Here is a 16,221-nt window from a genome sequence, read left to right as displayed (position 1 = left end):
ATGTCGTGCACTTTTTTTATTTAATTGAGTCACTACTTAAAGTGTCAATCAGGGCTTTTTGTTCAGGTCTCAGCTCATAAGGAACCATTCCGGTTTCAGATGGTTTAGGAAGTTTAATGGCATAAGTTTTCCTATCTGGATTAGTAATGTAGGTATCCCTCAACCAGGGATTCAATATTTTAAGAATTTTGTAGTTGATTCCGTTTTGAAAAGCAAATTCAGTAAAATCGCTTACCGCAGTATCGACTTTTACATCATAAGTTTCGTAAGGCTGGTATAAGTCTTTGGGTCTAAAGTGAAAACCGTATTGTGCAGGTCTACTCAATATCTCTTTTACTGCAATGGTTCTATACAGATATCTACCTGTTTCAGAATTGAGAAGCAAATCGTAATAGTTATCTGCTTTTTGCCTATCTACCTGTTTAGCCAAGCCATACATGCCTACATTATACGATGCTGCCGCCATTGTCCAGTTTCCATATCTCGCGTAAGCGGCTTTTAAATATTTGCAGGCAGCAACAGTAGATTTCTCTACGTTGTAGCGTTCATCTACCTCATTGTTTATTTCCAATCCATATTCTCTTCCGGTTTCGCGCATGAGTTGCCAGTAACCGGTTGCACCAGCTGGAGAAACCACGTTGTCTAACCCACTTTCTATTACTGCGAGGTATTTGAAATCATCTGGTACTCCTTGTTCTGCCAGAATCGGTTCAATAACCGGAAACCAGCGATTGGCTCGTTTGTGAAAAAGAAGTCCCTGCGATTGCCAATAAGTATTAACCAGCAGCTCACGGTCTAAGCTTTCGCGAACATCTTCAATTTCAAGTGGAACTTTTTCGCCTGCAAAGGTTATTCCCGCTGGGGTGTTAAGCGAAAATATTTTGTAATTGTCATTAAAATATCGCTGGTAGGATATATCCACTTCCTGCGTTTCGGCAGTAAAAGACGCGGCAATCCATCCAATTGCGGTCATTAATACGAGCAATAGAACAAAGCCCGATTTCTTGGCAATACTATTTAAGGGGAGAATTTTCATATTTGATTTTTTACAGAAAAGGGTTCAGGATCTTTTACGCCTATATTCCTTCTTTTGTTATACTCGGCGATTCCAAATAACAGCAAAAATATGACCAAAAAATAAACGATGCATATTAGCGACAAATAGGAATTTTGAGCATTGCCAAAAGAGGTAAGTAGCAAGTAGAAAATTACTGAAAAAGCAGCAATTAAACAAAAAATCCCACCTACTTGTTTGTCTGAAAATCCGAGGTAAGAAAGATTGTGAGTGGTATGATCTTTTCCGCCTACAAATGGCGATTGGCCTCGTCGCAGCCTGTTAATCGTTACAGTGGCTGTATCGGCAAGTGGAAGAATGAAAACCAGTAAAAGCGCGGCGATTCCAAACAGGGGACTCGATTGACGATCCAAAGTTTCGGCATTCCAGCAGTATTCAATACCGATGTATCCCAAAAACACACCAAGAAACTGGCTTCCGGTATCGCCCATGTACATTTTGCTGGGGTGCCAGTTAAAAAATAAAAAGCCGATAAGAGCAGCGAGAATACCCAGAAGAATTAGAAAGTCGACATTGCTAAACTGATTATGGATAATAATATAGCCCAATGCTGCTACCAGAATAAAGGAAGTAACCGAGGTGGCAATGCCATCCATATTGTCAAGCATATTAATAGAATTCATAATTCCTATTACCCACAGTATGGTCAATACGCTATTTACAGTTTCATTTTCAAAAATCTCGATTCGGGTGTTAGTGATAACTAAAATAATGCCGCATAATACCTGTACAAAGAACTTTAAAATGGGTCTGGTATTATACGCATCATCAGTCAAACCAAGTATAAAACCAAGTGTGCCCGCCAGGAGCAAGCCCAAAATAGGTTTACTCGCAAAAATATTGTTAGGATCGAAAACGATGGAATACACGCATAAACTTATCAGAAAGATGATGAAAAAAGCCAGACCTCCAATAGCAGGTTTAGTTTCTTCGCTCCATCTCACTACTGCGCCGGGTTGATTCTTGGTTCCTAAGGTTTTTACAAATCGAAGCAATACCCGATTAATTAACAAAGCAAAAGCCGTCATTCCCAAAAAGAAGAATACATAAAGAATTATGAGTTCGGTTGGTTCTAACATACTTAAAATGGTGAATTAAACGTGTTTAAAGAAACACTGTTTTTTTCGTCTTTTTCAGAAAGTATAGGAATTTTTATTCCCCAGTCAATCTTAATATCGGCATCATTCCATTTTATGGAAAATTCACTTTCCTTGTTGTAATAACCAGTGCACTTGTAGCAAAACACGGTTTTGTTTTCTAAAACTGCAAAGCCATGCGCAAATCCGGGTGGAATGTAAAACTGATGTTTATTTTCTCCCGATAAAATCACACTATGGTACTGCCCATAAGTGGGTGATTTTTTGCGAATATCCACGGCTACATCGAGCACTTTTCCTTGTACAACACGCACCAGCTTGCCCTGTTCGTGTGGGGGTGCCTGCATATGAAGCCCGCGCAAAACACCGGCATTTGACATTGATTCATTGTCTTGAACAAAGTTTAAGTCAAGTCCTGCATGAGCAAAAAAATCTTGTTTGTTAAAGCTCTCAAAAAAATAGCCTCGATTGTCTTCAAACACGCGGGGCTTGATTAGAAGTAACCCCTCAATTTCAAATCTTTCTATTTGCATTAACTCTTAAATATTCTATTAAACCAGCTTCCATCAGATTGTTTTTTGCTATCGTCGTAGTATCCATAGCCGTATCCGTAGCCATATCCGTATCCATAACCATATCCATACCCGTAACTGTAGCCATATTTGTTTCTGTCAATATCTACGCAATTAAGTACAACAGACAGTTTGTGCAAATTATTCTCGTTTATAAGCCGGTCAACCATTTGTACATATTGTTTTTTCGAGAAATCGGCACGAAAAATATAAATGGGGTGATCAGCTTCTTTAATCATTTGTATTCCGTCTGTAACCAGACCAACGGGTGGGTTGTCAATGATTATTACGTCGTAGTCCTTTTTAAGTTGTGCAAGTACCTCTTTCATTTTCGGACTTATAATCAACTCTGCCGGATTTGGAGGGATGGGGCCAGCAGTGATAAAAGACAAATTATCTACTTTGCTATGCTGGATACAATCTTCTAAAGGCGATTTTCCAATAAGAACCGTACTCATTCCTCTGATATTATCAACGTCGAAGCCGAGGTGAATCTTTGGCTTCCGCATATCAAGGTCAATAACGATTACACGCTGACCGGAGTAGGCTATAATTCCCGCCAGATTTATGGCTACAAAGGTTTTGCCTTCTCCAGATGTGGTAGAGGTAATAGCCACTGTACGAGCATCTTCGTTTGGGTTCACTTCGCCCATAAACTGTAGGTTGGTTCTAAGACTCCTGAAAGCTTCCGATATCATTGATTTCGGACTCTTGTCAATAAGCAATTGCGAAGTGGGAATATCTTTCTTGTATTTTGGAATCATTCCCAAAATAGAAATTGATGCATTAGAAAGCTTGGTAATTTCGCTGAGCGACGTGATATTGTTGTGCATTAAATATTTGATAATAATAATGCCCATGCTTATTAGAAGACCTATAACGATTGCGCTTGAAGTAATAAGCCCTTTTTGCGGCGATATTGGTTCGTTGCTACTAATAACCTGCTCCAGAACTCTATTTTCGGGCACATAACCGGCTTGAGAAATGCGGTACTGGGTTTTCTTTTCCAGAAGAAGGGTGTAGTATTTTTCGTTAATATCAAAGAGTCGCTTTAATCTGGCATATTCGAGTTCCTTTTTTGGAAGCGTTCCAAAATTAGCCTCATATTCTGCAATTTTTGACTCCAAAAAATCTTTGCGAATTTTTAGCTTATCAAGCGCCGACTTAATACTTTCAACAATTAGGTTTTTTTGAATATTAATGCTGTAATCAAGAGATTGAATGCGGGAGCTGGTTTCTTTGAGGTCATATTGAATTTCTTCGCGTTGTACCAAAAGCTCCCGAAGCTTATCGAGCATCGTTGCAATAGACGATTCGTATTTGGTACCAGTAAGCAACGGAATGATACTGTAAACGTTCATTCCGTCGTCTTTACCCTCATCTATAGCCTTCAGTACCTGATTCAACATATTGGTTTCCAGGTCTACAAGAACCATTTCATCTTCAAATTGTCTGAAATAGTCGAAGTATAAAGTCGCCAGATTATCCAGATTGGATATTTTGTTTTCTTTTTTGTAAACGTTTAGCTGTAGTTCTGAATCGCGTAGATTTTGATAAACTGTATCGAGTTGGCTATCAATAAATTTTAGTATACTTTTTGCGCTTTTCTCGCGATTTTCCAAATCGAACTGAATGTATTCTGAAGAGTGAGCCACCACAAAATCACGGGCAATTCCCGGATTATTATCTTTCAGGCTTATCTCGATGGTCTGGGCGGTACTGTTCAAAATTTTAATCCCCATCTGCCGTATGTATGAGCTGGCAAGGGTCCCGGCGCGGTTTAGCTTAAAATAAAATTCAATTTCACCGCTATCCACACGTTTGTAATGATTTGCATCGATGATTAATAATTTGAAATCGAAGTATTTATTTGAAACCGATTTGCCCACACGTTCCTGCTCTCCCAGGTTTCTTTCGCCTACTTTTAGTTGAAAGGTATTGTCTTTATTGAAATGAACGAATATCGGAGTATCCATAATGGACGAATCTTTTATGGCAATCAATTCCAGAACAAATGAAGAAGTAGGATAGCGCTGATCGGTAAGCACTTTTCCTTTTTCGAAATACGAAATTTCAAGCGGCAATTGCTTAACAACCCGTGTTACCAGAAGCTTTGACTTCATCAATTCTATTTCGGCAAGAATGGTATTGTCTTCGTAAAACTGATTTACATTCAGTATTTGCTTTGCATTGTCTTTATTGCTTAACTGAATAATGGTGCGTGCCTCATACACCGGAGCAGTATAACGCAGGTATATATACGACCCCACCAATGCCACACAAATAATAATGGCCACGAGGTAAAAATTCTTTCTAAGAATATGAAGAAACAGACCAAGCTCAAATTCATTGCTGAAATTGGTTAATCGTTCTCTATAGCTGTCAAAATTGCTATTGAGCTTATTTATATCTTCATTATACATTCCGTCTAAAAGCTTCTGGCAAGTGTAATGATAAGTACAGTAGTCGTAATAAGAGTAATAACCGGTGCAATTTCTTTCACAATTTCGCTGGCAATAAGTGGAAGCGGTTCAACGTAAATAATGTCGTTCGGTTGCACAATTAAGTCGGCTTGCGAAAGCCCATCTATTGTAGAAAGGTCGATAAGATACACATCGCGCCCCCCCGTTTCTTTGTTTTCTCTAATCAGTTTTATTTTGCTTGCAACACCACGATCAGCCACACCACCGGCCAATGCCAGCGCTTCAAATAAAGTCGTGTTTGCATTTGTAAGGGTGATTACCTGAGCTGTACCTCCCGATCCTGGCGATACAATTACCCGATTGTTGCTCACTGTAAGTATTACAAACGGCTCATTGTAGTACAAGGTGTACATTTCTTCCAGCTTAGTTTCAGCCTCTCGTATGCTCAAGCCTTCAAGCTTTACCCTTCCCAAAACCGGCAATTTTGCTGTGCCATCGTTATCTACCAGATAAGACATCTGGTTCCGGGCAAAATTACCATTATTGTTTTGGCTGCCACCTCCTGTTAGCGTTGATGATCCCAAGCCGCTTTCTATCAAAACATGTCCATTTCCGGTAAAGAAATTGAGGGTTAAAATATTATTCGGCGTTATATGAGTCACCGAGCCGAGCGAATCGGGCAGATCTTCATACGCGTAATCAGTAGGCGTTTTAAAGAGTATGTCTTTATTTACTGTGCAGCTTCCCAATAATATGGCCATGGGAAACCAAAAGAGCACGTACCTCATGCGTTGTATAGATTCAGAATTAATAGCCGAAAGTATTAAATTTATGGCAATAGACTGTCGTAAAGTTTTGTAATATCCTTCACAAGTCGTTCGTAATGAAATTTGTTCTTTACAAATTCCCATCCCTTTTCCCCAAACTCGAGTCTTTTCTGGTCGTTGTTGACCATTTCGAGCAGGTTTATTTGAAAATTTTCTTCATCATTAATATCGCTTAGCAAAGCAGTTTCTCCCGGCAAAACCACATTTTCAATTCCACCAACATTTGTGGAAACGATAGCTTTATTGCTCGCCTGGGCTTCTATAAGACTTACAGGCGTTCCTTCATTTTTTGACGTAAGTGCCACAATGTCAACTCCTGCATTTACAAAATCTACATTTTTTACCCAAGAGGTAAAGTAAACATCTACATCATCTTCAGAATCGCTGCTGAACGATAAATCCAGCTTGCTGCACAAGTCTTCTATTTCGCTTCGCGATTCACCATCGCCCACAATAAAAGCTTTTACCCTTTTCGGGGTTCTTGCCAGCGTCCATTTTAAAGCTTTCAAAAATAGTGCGTGATTTTTTATCGGCACCAGCCTTCCCACAATCGCTATGGCAATATCTGAATCCTGAAGTTTAAACTCTTCCCGAAAAACGGCTCTTTTTTCTTCAATATTGTCCTGAAATCGTTGCAAGTCAAACCCCAATGGAATTACTTCTACCTTTTCTGGTGGGCAGATATTGTGTTCTGTGGCAATTTCGTATTTCTGCTTTTCGCTAATGGCGATAATGCGTGTACTCACTGAAGCGAGTTTGCGTTCCAACTTCTTGTAAAAGGCAGTTTTTGCCGAATTAAAATACGAGTGAAATACGTGGCCATGAAAGGTGTGGATAATAACCGGAACATCCATTTTATGCGCCGCCCATCGGCCAAGTGCTCCCGGTTTTGAGGCGTGCGTGTGCACAATATCCGGTTTGAAATCGCGAATTACTTCTTTGATTTTTTTGTAAGCAACATAATCCTGATACGGATTAATTGCCCGCTTCATTTCAGAAAGCACCATGGGTTGAATACCCAGATTTTCAACAATAAATTGAGAGCTGTCTTCTGAACTGTCTTTCATTCCGCCCAGAAGCAAGGTTTCATAATTATCTGGCAGGTATTTGGTCAAATACGCAGCATTGTAGGTAGGACCTCCCAGATTAAATCGGTTTATAATTCTAAGAATTCGGGGCATAAAGCAAATTGCAGCGCGAAGATAAATAAAAGTCGCGAGTCTCGAGTCGCTAGTCTTGAGGAAGCAATAAGCTCGGTTAAGACCTCATAAGGTTTTGGAGATAAGATATGTCCAAGCACAGAAGCGAGCCAACCTTTGAGGTCTTTTAAATTAATTTGTCGAAATATATAAAATTTCAACCGTGGCGCTCCGCGTGGGTATCCACCCCGCGGAAATACAGTTAAAAAACGCGGAGGTGTTGATCTTAACTGAATTTAGTTAAATGAATTAGTGCCGCAGGGTCGATACCCTGCGGAGCACGTATTGATGAAGTCAGCGGAGAATAAAATACACTAACAGAACTATCCACCTTAATTTCAAAAATGCTTATCATACCAATATTGAAATACAAGAAGCGCCCAAACGGAATGTGGAGTATCTCCCGGAAATTTACTTTTGGCTTTCATCTCCAGCTTTTTAACGAATTCAAAATTAAATATTCCTTGCTTTTCAATAAACGTTTTGCTGAGGTATTGGTTAGAAAAAGGCAAAAGAGGTCCTTGCAACCAGTGCGAGAGCGGAGCTTCAAATCCCTTTTTTGATTTATTGAAAAACCCCTTTGGGAACTCGTCTTCAAAGGCTTTTCGCAAAATGATTTTTCCCTTGTTTTTATTGATCTTTTCTGAAGCCGGTAGCTTAAAGAGAAAGTCGACTAGATTGTGATCTAAAAATGGAACCCGGACTTCGAGGCTTTGGTGCATGCTCATTAAATCAACTTTATGGAGCATATCGTTAGGCAAAACCAGATTTAAATCTGCCTCTAAAACAGTATTGAAATCAGCAGAATCGATTTTTAGATCGGGCAAATTAGGTTTGGTCTGATTTATAATGAGTTCATTTACAAGAGCTCTCGGCGTAAAGCTTGACCATTCAAAATAGCGGTCAGAAAAACCCTGGTCCAGACCTGTACTGTAGCGTTTTAATTTTCTAAAGCGGTTAAGCCATTTCGTGTTCCTCGATTCCGGCACCTGTTCCCAAAGTGGCTGGGTAGCTTTCAAAGTAGAATTAATCAGCCCTCCGTTTATGGATCTTAAGAGCGCGCGCTGCTTGTTGTAGCCACCCATTATTTCGTCGGCACCATCGCCGCTTAGCGCCACTTTTACTTCTTTGGCTGCATATTCTGAAAGAATATTCACCAATATAGCTGAAGAGTCTGCAAATGGTTCATCAAAAGCATCCAGGATATCGGACAGCTTTTCATCAATTTCTCTTTCGCGCAGATTGATAATATGCGGTTTTAACCCCAGGTGGCGGGCAATAGCTTTGGCCCGATCGCTTTCGTCGTAGAACGGCTGGTCCGGAAAACCAATCGTAAACACAGGAATATCCGGTTTATCGCGACTCGCGAGCAGTGCTATTACAGAAGAGTCAAAACCACCGCTCAAGAAAGTACCCAGTGGCACATCAGCCTGAAGGCGGTCTTGAACAGATTTTTCAAGCAGAGATTTAAATTGGTCAACGGCGTTTCCTTTTTGGCTTTCGCCGAAAGGCGCAGTATCAGGCACTTCGTAGTAGCGGGTTTCATTCATGCCACTCTTATCCAATTTCAGAAAAGTGCCCGGCATGAGTTTAAATGCATTTTTTAAAATCGTAGCAGGAGCGGGGCTATAGCTCAATTGCAAGTAGGTGGCCAGATTAGCGAGACAGATTTCGGGCTTGTCAATTCCCTGCATCAGGGCAGTGAGGCTACTCGAAAAAATAAATCGATTTTCGCTTTGCTGATAGTAAAGTGGCTTGATACCGAACCGGTCTCGCGCTACAATCAAGCTATTTTTTTCGGTGTCGTAAAACCCAAAGGCAAAAAAGCCATTTAGTTTTTGAATAAACCCAGAACCGTAATGAATCAAGCCATAAAGCAAAACCTCGGTATCGCTATTTGTAATGAACTGAGTATTAAACTTCCTTTCAAGATCGGCCTTCAGCTCTTTGTAATTGTAAATCTCTCCATTGAAAACCAAGGTGTAACGCTCCGAGCTATCGCTCATTGGCTGATTCGATCGCTCATTTACATCGATAATAGAAAGCCTGGTATGCCCGAAAATGCTGGCATTGCTTTTGGAAATAGCCTGGGCATCGGGTCCACGCCGCTCAATACACCTCACCATTTTGGTTATCGTTTCGGCATCTTGCTGTTGAGGCACAGATAAATTCCATATTCCGGCTATTCCACACAAAGCTTTACAAAAATTTGGGTGAAATTATACCAAATGTTTGTTGTTTCGATTTCTTGCGTCAAGACTTTTTAATGGAAGGGTATTTAAAACTAAATGCATGGGTGATCAGTTTTGTGGGTGCAACGCATTATCTGAGCACAGCATTGAATTTCATTCCATTTTGATCAAAAGAAATAAACTTAATAATATAAATATTTCTTGAAGGATATTTTCTAAATGGGAGAGTTTTGCAAACTGTAAAGCAGCAAAATACTCTGTGAGAAATGCGCCAATTATTATTAGAGCTTACTCTCTTCAAAAAACTCAAGCAGAGAATTTTTATTCTCTTGAGGTACTTTCTTTCGGGCGTTACTAATATGTTTCTTAACCGTTTTTTCTGAAATGAAAAGACAAGCCGCTATATCAGAAAATTTTTGGCCGGTATTTAGAAGTTCCAAAATTTCGGTTTCCCGTTTGGAAAATATAGCTGGCCACTGATTTTCAACGAATACTTTATGATCTTTATCTTCAACACCCTTTTCGTACCATCCGAATTGAACGGGTTTTTCTAGTTGAAAGCAGGGAATTAGGTTCAGAGATGAAAAATTCAAAGAGGGACGCTGTGATACGCTTTTGATCATTTGAGAAATTCTATTCACTTGCATGTATCGTTCTGTGTGCGTTTTAATCCGATAGGAGATGGACAGATGCGCGGAAGGATTTATACCTTTATCACGTAGATATGCCAATGTATATTTTACAATATGGAAGACTTTAGGTTTATCATCAATATGAATAAAATCGTTTATTTCTTCAAACGACGAAATCTGATCTGAATTTTGAAAAAGCAGTTCTAAATTTTTTTTGAACAAGATTTCACCAGTAAGTAAATTACAAATATACACAGGCTGGGTTGCCGAAAATAATTTATAATCAGGTTTAGTAACCTTATCAAAGCTAATTCCTGAGCCGGGTTTAAAGCGAAGGCTTGATGCCAGTGAAAATATTTCTTGAGAATCCATAGCAATCCATTTTTTTCATAACGGGCTTAAAATTACATGAAATCTTAGTAATTCAAAATGATATTTCTAAAAGTTAATTTTCATTTCATCTTTTTTCAATAGTGAACCCTTTTTAAAAAAAATAGCTACCCCCTGAATAAAATCAACAAAACCAAAAAATACTCCTAAAGGAGTATTAAGAGATCAAAAAAGAACCCCGAACTTTAAAATGTTGAAATTCTCTTCATTATTAAACATAATAGATTAGCGTCATGAATAAATTCAAAACAATTTTTATAGTACTCATATTGTTAAGCACAAGCTTTTCATGTTGCAAAGATGATGATGGGTTACAATCAGACGATCAGGATAGTTTTGCGGAGTATTTTACTTGCAAAATAAATGGGGAGAGTTCAATCCCACAGGAACATTCAACTGTAACAATTTGGGCTTCTATTACTACGGTGCAAATACAGGAGGTTTAGACGATAAGTACATGGTGATTTTTGGTAAAGATTGCCCAGCGTCTCAAACTATGGCAATTCGACTCTTTGGTATGGAACATCAGGCCGGCTACCTTGATTTCTTACAACCTTCATTTGCGGATTCTTGCAGCCCTGCTTTTATACATTATATTGAACCTGGTTATGAAATTGAAATGGATAGTTTAATTTCTGGGAGCATGAACATTACAACTTTTACGCCAAGGGATTCAATATCAGAAAAACTCGGAAAGTTGGAAGGAACTTTTGAATTCACAATTGCCAATCAAGACTCCATTATACACGTTACAGATGGTGCCTTTAGATTTAAGGTACCGAATATCTGGTAAACAATTTTAATTATTTCTTAATCATTTAAAAATCGAAGATGTTGATAAATCTTTGATTTCGTCAACACCAATACCATGAAAACCAAAAATTTCATTGCAGGGATAACTATGTCTTATTTTCTGCTACTCGCAACGGCGTTTACAGTAAGTGCCCAACAACCCAATGTGTCGCTCAGCGACCAAATGGATTATCTTATTGCACCATTAGATTTTACAGAAGTTACCTCCGGACTTCTTTTAGATCGCTGTTTGCAAACAATGAATGTTGCCGATTTTGACGGCACATCAATTGCTGATACCTTAATCCAGTACGGTGATTGGTTTAGGCAATATGGTACCATGGTAACATCAAAAGTTACAAGCACAAGCACTCTTGGTGTAACTGCGAATTGGAAACCCCAAGCCGACAGCCTGCTTCGTAGTGATGTGGTACCTATCCTAATTCTCCACGCTAATTATCACAAACTTATCGAAGATTCTGTGTTGTTAACTTCGCTGATAACCGAACAAAATGGTCAAATGCATGATGTGCCAAACCGAAGCACTTCACCGTATGAGGCTCAAGAAATATTCTCGTTTAGCCCAAAGAAAAACAGTGTTGATGACCTACTCTCTCAAAATTTTAGAGTAGACCGTGATTTTTTCAGGAGCAATACCGGGTAAACTATCACGACTATTGAGATTGATTTTGATAATGGTGCCGGATACAAGTCAATGGCTCTTTTGTTAAATATGATGCATTTTAATCGTAGATCAATCATTTTATGGGCTGAAGTGTACCAATTTAGTGAAGATATCGGAAGAAAAGATCAATGCCGGAATAAAATCAACAAAACCAAAAAATACTCCGAAAGGAGTATTGTGAGATCAAAAAAGAACCTCGAACTTTAAAAAGTTGAAATTCTCTTCATTATTAAACATAATAGATTAGCGTCATGATTAAATTCCAAACAATTTTTACAGTACTCATATTGTTAAGCACCAGCTTTTCATGTTGCAAAGATGATGACAACAAACCGGGCGATGAAAACGAAAACTTCTCTGAATATTTTACTTGCAAAATAAATGGGGTAGAGTTCAATCCCACAGGAACATTCAATTGTAATAATTTGAGTTTTTATTATTATCAGGAAGAAACTGGCGGTGTTCCAGCTGGTTCAATGGTTATAAGTGGTAGGAATTGCCCAACTGGAGAAGCTGTTGCTTTAAGATTTGAAGGGGTGGAGCCGAATGTGGGATTTTTAGATTTTAACTTTCCTACATACGCTGATTCATGTTTTCCTATTTATAGAAATGCTCATATTGAGACAGGCTCTACAATAATTCATTATGAAAGTTTGATTGTAGGATCAATGAATATTAGCTCGTTCACACCTCGGGACTCTGTTACTGAAAAACTCGGAAAAATAGAAGGAACTTTTGAATTTACTGTCGCAAATGAAGAAAACGACTCAATAATACACGTTACAGATGGTGCCTTTAGATTTAAGGTACCGAATATCTGGTAAACAATTTTAATTATTTCTTAATCATTTAAAAACCAACACCATGAAAATTAAAAATTTCATTGCAGGGATAGCTATGTCTTATTTTCTGCTACTCGTAACGGCACTTTCAATGAGTGCCCAACAACCCAATGTGTCGCTTAGCGACCAAATGGATTATCTTATTGCACCCTTAGATTTTACAGAAGTTACCTCCGGACTTCTTTTAGATCGCGGTTTGCAAACAATGAATGTAGCCGATTTTGACGGCACAACAATTGCCGATACCTTAATCCAGTACGGTGATTGGTTTCGGCAATATGGTACCATGGTAACATCAAAAGTTACAAGCACAAGCACTCTTGGTGAAACTGCAAATTGGAAACCCCAAGCCGACAGCCTGCTTCGTAGTGATGTGGTACCTATCCTAATTCTCCACGCTAATTATCACAAACTTATCGAAGATTCTGTGTTGTTAACTTCGCTGATAACCGAACAAAATGGTCAAATGCATGATGTGATAAACAGAGGCACTTCACCGTATGAGGTTCAGGAAATATTCTCATTTAGCCCGAAGAAAAACAGTGTTGATGACCTGCTCTCTCAAGATTTCAGAATAGACACTCAATTTTTTAGGAGCAATACCGGAAAAACTATATCGACAATAGAGATTGATTTTAATAATGGTTCAGGATATCAAATAATGACGTTCGGAGTTGATGAAAAGGTAACCTGGTCAACAACCGGCAAAAAGTATCTTACGCTTAAAGTTACTTATACTGACGCTTCGACCTATTACGCAAAGTCTTTATATGAAATAATAGATAAAACCGGTGGCCAACCAAAATACTATGGTAGCCCCAACCAAGTATTGTATATACCCCATCCTTCAATTCCCAATCATGGTGCTACAGTTTCAATAGATTACGGATGTGGGAATAGCAATTTGCAAAAACCCTTTATTTATGTAAGTATTTAACAACTATTAACTCTTACCCCCCCCCCCCATAAGTTAAAATTAAGAATTACATTGCAATCATATTGCTAATTCAACCGAACGTTTTATAATTTTGAGTTGAAAACCGCAGTTAATAAAAGAATAGCCAATTCTAAAAACACCTGATTATGGATAAACAACTAAGAAAACTTAATTTTACATTTTAAAATTTAGTTTCTTCCTTCCTAAATTATACAGTTTAGGTAAAATCTTCTGCTTCATAAAACATCTCGCAAAAAATTGGACTCTCTAATTTTTTCATTGATACGGCTCAACATCAGCTACAAATGATGCGCTTACCCAACTGAACAAATCCATTTTTTATACTTTTACGAGAGTCTTTGAGTTTAGGCAAACTTGCTTATATTTCAAGTGATCTAATTACTAAAATATAGTCTTCTTTATAGAACTCTGAACTTATGTAATCAACATGGACAGCTTAATTTCTGGAAGCAGATATATTACAACTTTTGCCTCTAAAGATTCAATTTCAGAAGAACTTGGAAAAATAGAAGGCACTTTCGAATTTTCAGTTGCAAATGAAGAAAACGACTTAATAATACATATAATAACAGATGGTGCTTTTAGATTTAAGGTGCCAAACATCTGGTAAACAATTTCATTTATTTAATCACTTAATATCTATCATTATGAAAAAGATACGATACTTATTTTTAATTAGCGTCATACTCACTACAAGCTTTTCATGTTGCAAAGATGATGATGGTTTACAATCAGACGATCAGGGTAATTTTGCAGAATATTTTACTTGCAAAATAAATGGGGTGGAGTTTAATCCCACAGGGACATTCAACTGTAATAATTTGAGTTTCTATTATTACAAAGAAGCTACAGCAGGGATTGATGCAGGATATTTTTTGCTTTCAGGTGTTGATTGCCCTACTTACAATGCTATTGCTCTTAGGATTTTTGGAATGAATCCAAATACAGGGTACTTGGATTTTTTGGAACCAGCCTTTGCGGATTCATGTTCACCTATAGTACAATCTGTACCGGGAGAAATTGTTGAAGGAATGTTCTATTATGATCAACTAATCTCTGGATCCATGAATATTACAGCTTTCACACCCCGTGACTCTGTTACTGAAAAGCTTGGCAAAATAGAAGGAACTTTTGAATTTACAGTCGCAAATGAAGAAAACGACTCAATAATACACGTTACAGATGGTGCCTTTAGATTTAAGGTGCCAAACATCTGGTAAATAATTTTAATTATTTCTTAATCACTTAAAAACCAATAACATGAAAACTAAAAACTTCATTGCAGGGATAACTATGTCTTATTTTCTGCTGCTCGTAACAGCACTTTCAGTAAGTGCCCAACCACCCAATGTGTCGCTTAGCGACCAGATGGATTATCTTATTGCACCCTTAGATTTTACAGAAGTTACCTCCGGACTTCTTTTAGATCGTGGCTTGCAAACAATGAATGTTGCCGATTTTGATGGCGCATCTAATGCTGACACCTTAATCCAGTACGGTGATTGGTTTCGGCAATATGGCACCATGGTAACGTCTAAAGTTACAAGCACAAGCACGCTTGGTGTAACTGCAAATTGGAAACCACAGGCTGACAGCCTACTCCATGCTGATGTGGTACCTATCCTAATTCTTCACGCTAAGTATCACAAACTTATCGAAGATTCTGCTTTGGTAACTTCGCTGATAACCGAACAAAATGGTCAAATGCATGATGTGGCAAACCGAAGCACTTCACCGTATGAGGCTCATGAAATATTTTCATTTAGCCCGAAGAAAAACAGTGTTGATGACTTACTCTCTCAAAATTTTAGAATAGACACTGATTTTTTCAGGAGCAATACCGGAAAATCGATCACGACTATTGAGATTGATTTTGATAATGGTTCAGGGTATCAAACAATGACTTTCGGAGTTGATAAAAAGCTAACTTGGTCAACACCCGGCAAAAAATATCTCACTCTTAAAGTTACTTATACTGACGCTTCAACTTATTACGCAAAGTCTTTATATGAAATAATAGATAAAACAGGTGGCCTACCAAAATACTATGGCGGCCCCGACCAAGTATTGTATATACCACATCCCTCAATTCCCAATCATGGTGCTACAGTTTCAATAGAGTACGGCTGCGGGAATAGCAATTTACAAAAACCCTTTATTTATGTAAGTATTTAACAACTATTAACTCTTACCCCCCCCCCATAAGTTAAAATTAAGAATTACATTGCAATCATATTGCTAATTCAACCGAACGTTTTATAATTTTGAGTTGAAAACCGCAGTTAATAAAAGAATCTAAGTACATGACAAAAATTGATATATATCCATATTGTTCTGATTCTTAGGATTTAACAAACAGCTTGCTACATGGTCTAATCCATGCTTGAAGATACTTTTTGCTTTGCGGCCGTGTTTTTTTATTGTTATTGGTTTTACATTTTGATGCAGATAGATACCAACTTTATAACACCAAACCAAAGCCATCATAACCAGCAGTATTAGTTTTTCTATACGTTCTATTTCTTGTAGATGCGTTT

At 38.1% G+C, this 16,221-nt stretch carries 15 protein-coding genes and 1 pseudogene; 7 read left to right on the top strand and 9 right to left on the bottom strand.

Features of this window, described 5'->3' with window-relative positions; genetic code table 11:
- Nucleotides 1-16: 16 nt before the first annotated feature.
- The 8 genes from G3O08_RS16895 to G3O08_RS20940 form a co-directional block, all read right to left on the bottom strand.
- Nucleotides 17-1,036, bottom strand: coding sequence for a lytic transglycosylase domain-containing protein (locus G3O08_RS16895; RefSeq protein ID WP_163286639.1), 1,020 nt, complete (start codon nt 1,034-1,036; stop codon nt 17-19).
- Nucleotides 1,033-2,154, bottom strand: a complete 1,122-nt coding sequence (locus G3O08_RS16890) for an MraY family glycosyltransferase (protein ID WP_163286638.1) — start codon at nt 2,152-2,154, stop codon at nt 1,033-1,035. The genes G3O08_RS16895 and G3O08_RS16890 overlap by 4 nt, the downstream gene beginning before the upstream one ends.
- Before the next feature lie 2 nt (nt 2,155-2,156).
- Nucleotides 2,157-2,705, bottom strand: coding sequence for a dTDP-4-dehydrorhamnose 3,5-epimerase (gene rfbC / locus G3O08_RS16885; RefSeq protein WP_163286637.1), 549 nt, complete (start codon nt 2,703-2,705; stop codon nt 2,157-2,159).
- Nucleotides 2,705-5,167: a GumC family protein gene (locus G3O08_RS16880; RefSeq protein ID WP_163286636.1), complete on the bottom strand. Its 2,463-nt coding sequence runs from the start codon at nt 5,165-5,167 to the stop codon at nt 2,705-2,707. The genes rfbC and G3O08_RS16880 overlap by 1 nt, the downstream gene beginning before the upstream one ends.
- Before the next feature lie 5 nt (nt 5,168-5,172).
- The gene (locus G3O08_RS16875; protein WP_163286635.1) at nt 5,173-5,955 is read right to left on the bottom strand and encodes a polysaccharide biosynthesis/export family protein; all 783 of its coding nucleotides are present in this window, start codon (nt 5,953-5,955) and stop codon (nt 5,173-5,175) included.
- A gap of 41 nt (nt 5,956-5,996) precedes the next feature.
- Nucleotides 5,997-7,175, bottom strand: coding sequence for a glycosyltransferase (locus G3O08_RS16870; RefSeq protein ID WP_163286634.1), 1,179 nt, complete (start codon nt 7,173-7,175; stop codon nt 5,997-5,999).
- A gap of 356 nt (nt 7,176-7,531) precedes the next feature.
- Nucleotides 7,532-9,388 (bottom strand): asparagine synthase (glutamine-hydrolyzing), encoded by a 1,857-nt coding sequence (gene asnB, locus G3O08_RS16865; RefSeq protein ID WP_163286633.1) that lies wholly within the window; start codon nt 9,386-9,388, stop codon nt 7,532-7,534.
- Between the two features lie 278 nt (nt 9,389-9,666).
- Nucleotides 9,667-10,389 carry a helix-turn-helix domain-containing protein gene (locus tag G3O08_RS20940; RefSeq protein WP_204336918.1) on the bottom strand — a complete coding sequence of 241 codons (723 nt, stop codon included), beginning with the start codon at nt 10,387-10,389 and terminating at the stop codon, nt 9,667-9,669.
- Nucleotides 10,390-10,759: 370 nt separating this feature from the next.
- Between G3O08_RS20940 and G3O08_RS16855 the strand changes: the two genes are divergently transcribed.
- The 7 genes from G3O08_RS16855 (at nt 10,760) to G3O08_RS16825 (ending at nt 15,859) form a co-directional block, all read left to right on the top strand.
- Entirely contained in the window at nt 10,760-11,200 is a 441-nt protein-coding gene (locus tag G3O08_RS16855; RefSeq protein WP_163286632.1) for a hypothetical protein, read from the top strand.
- A 75-nt stretch (nt 11,201-11,275) separates the two neighbouring features.
- Nucleotides 11,276-11,863 (top strand): hypothetical protein, encoded by a 588-nt coding sequence (locus G3O08_RS16850; protein ID WP_163286631.1) that lies wholly within the window; start codon nt 11,276-11,278, stop codon nt 11,861-11,863.
- A gap of 272 nt (nt 11,864-12,135) precedes the next feature.
- Nucleotides 12,136-12,708: a hypothetical protein gene (locus G3O08_RS16845; protein ID WP_163286630.1), complete on the top strand. Its 573-nt coding sequence runs from the start codon at nt 12,136-12,138 to the stop codon at nt 12,706-12,708.
- A 40-nt stretch (nt 12,709-12,748) separates the two neighbouring features.
- Entirely contained in the window at nt 12,749-13,663 is a 915-nt protein-coding gene (locus G3O08_RS16840; RefSeq protein WP_163286629.1) for a hypothetical protein, read from the top strand.
- A 448-nt stretch (nt 13,664-14,111) separates the two neighbouring features.
- Nucleotides 14,112-14,294 carry a hypothetical protein gene (locus G3O08_RS16835; RefSeq protein ID WP_163286628.1) on the top strand — a complete coding sequence of 61 codons (183 nt, stop codon included), beginning with the start codon at nt 14,112-14,114 and terminating at the stop codon, nt 14,292-14,294.
- Nucleotides 14,295-14,331: 37 nt separating this feature from the next.
- The gene (locus G3O08_RS16830) at nt 14,332-14,904 is read left to right on the top strand and encodes a hypothetical protein (RefSeq protein ID WP_163286627.1); all 573 of its coding nucleotides are present in this window, start codon (nt 14,332-14,334) and stop codon (nt 14,902-14,904) included.
- A gap of 40 nt (nt 14,905-14,944) precedes the next feature.
- Nucleotides 14,945-15,859, top strand: a complete 915-nt coding sequence (locus G3O08_RS16825) for a hypothetical protein (RefSeq protein ID WP_163286626.1) — start codon at nt 14,945-14,947, stop codon at nt 15,857-15,859.
- Nucleotides 15,860-15,979: 120 nt separating this feature from the next.
- Here G3O08_RS16825 and G3O08_RS20935 read toward each other — a convergent pair.
- Nucleotides 15,980-16,221: pseudogene (locus tag G3O08_RS20935) on the bottom strand (IS4 family transposase); the annotation flags it as partial.

This window comes from Cryomorpha ignava (assembly GCF_010686655.1).
Taxonomy (GTDB): domain Bacteria; phylum Bacteroidota; class Bacteroidia; order Flavobacteriales_D; family Cryomorphaceae; genus Cryomorpha; species Cryomorpha ignava.
This window is presented reverse-complemented; position numbering and strand designations above follow the sequence as displayed.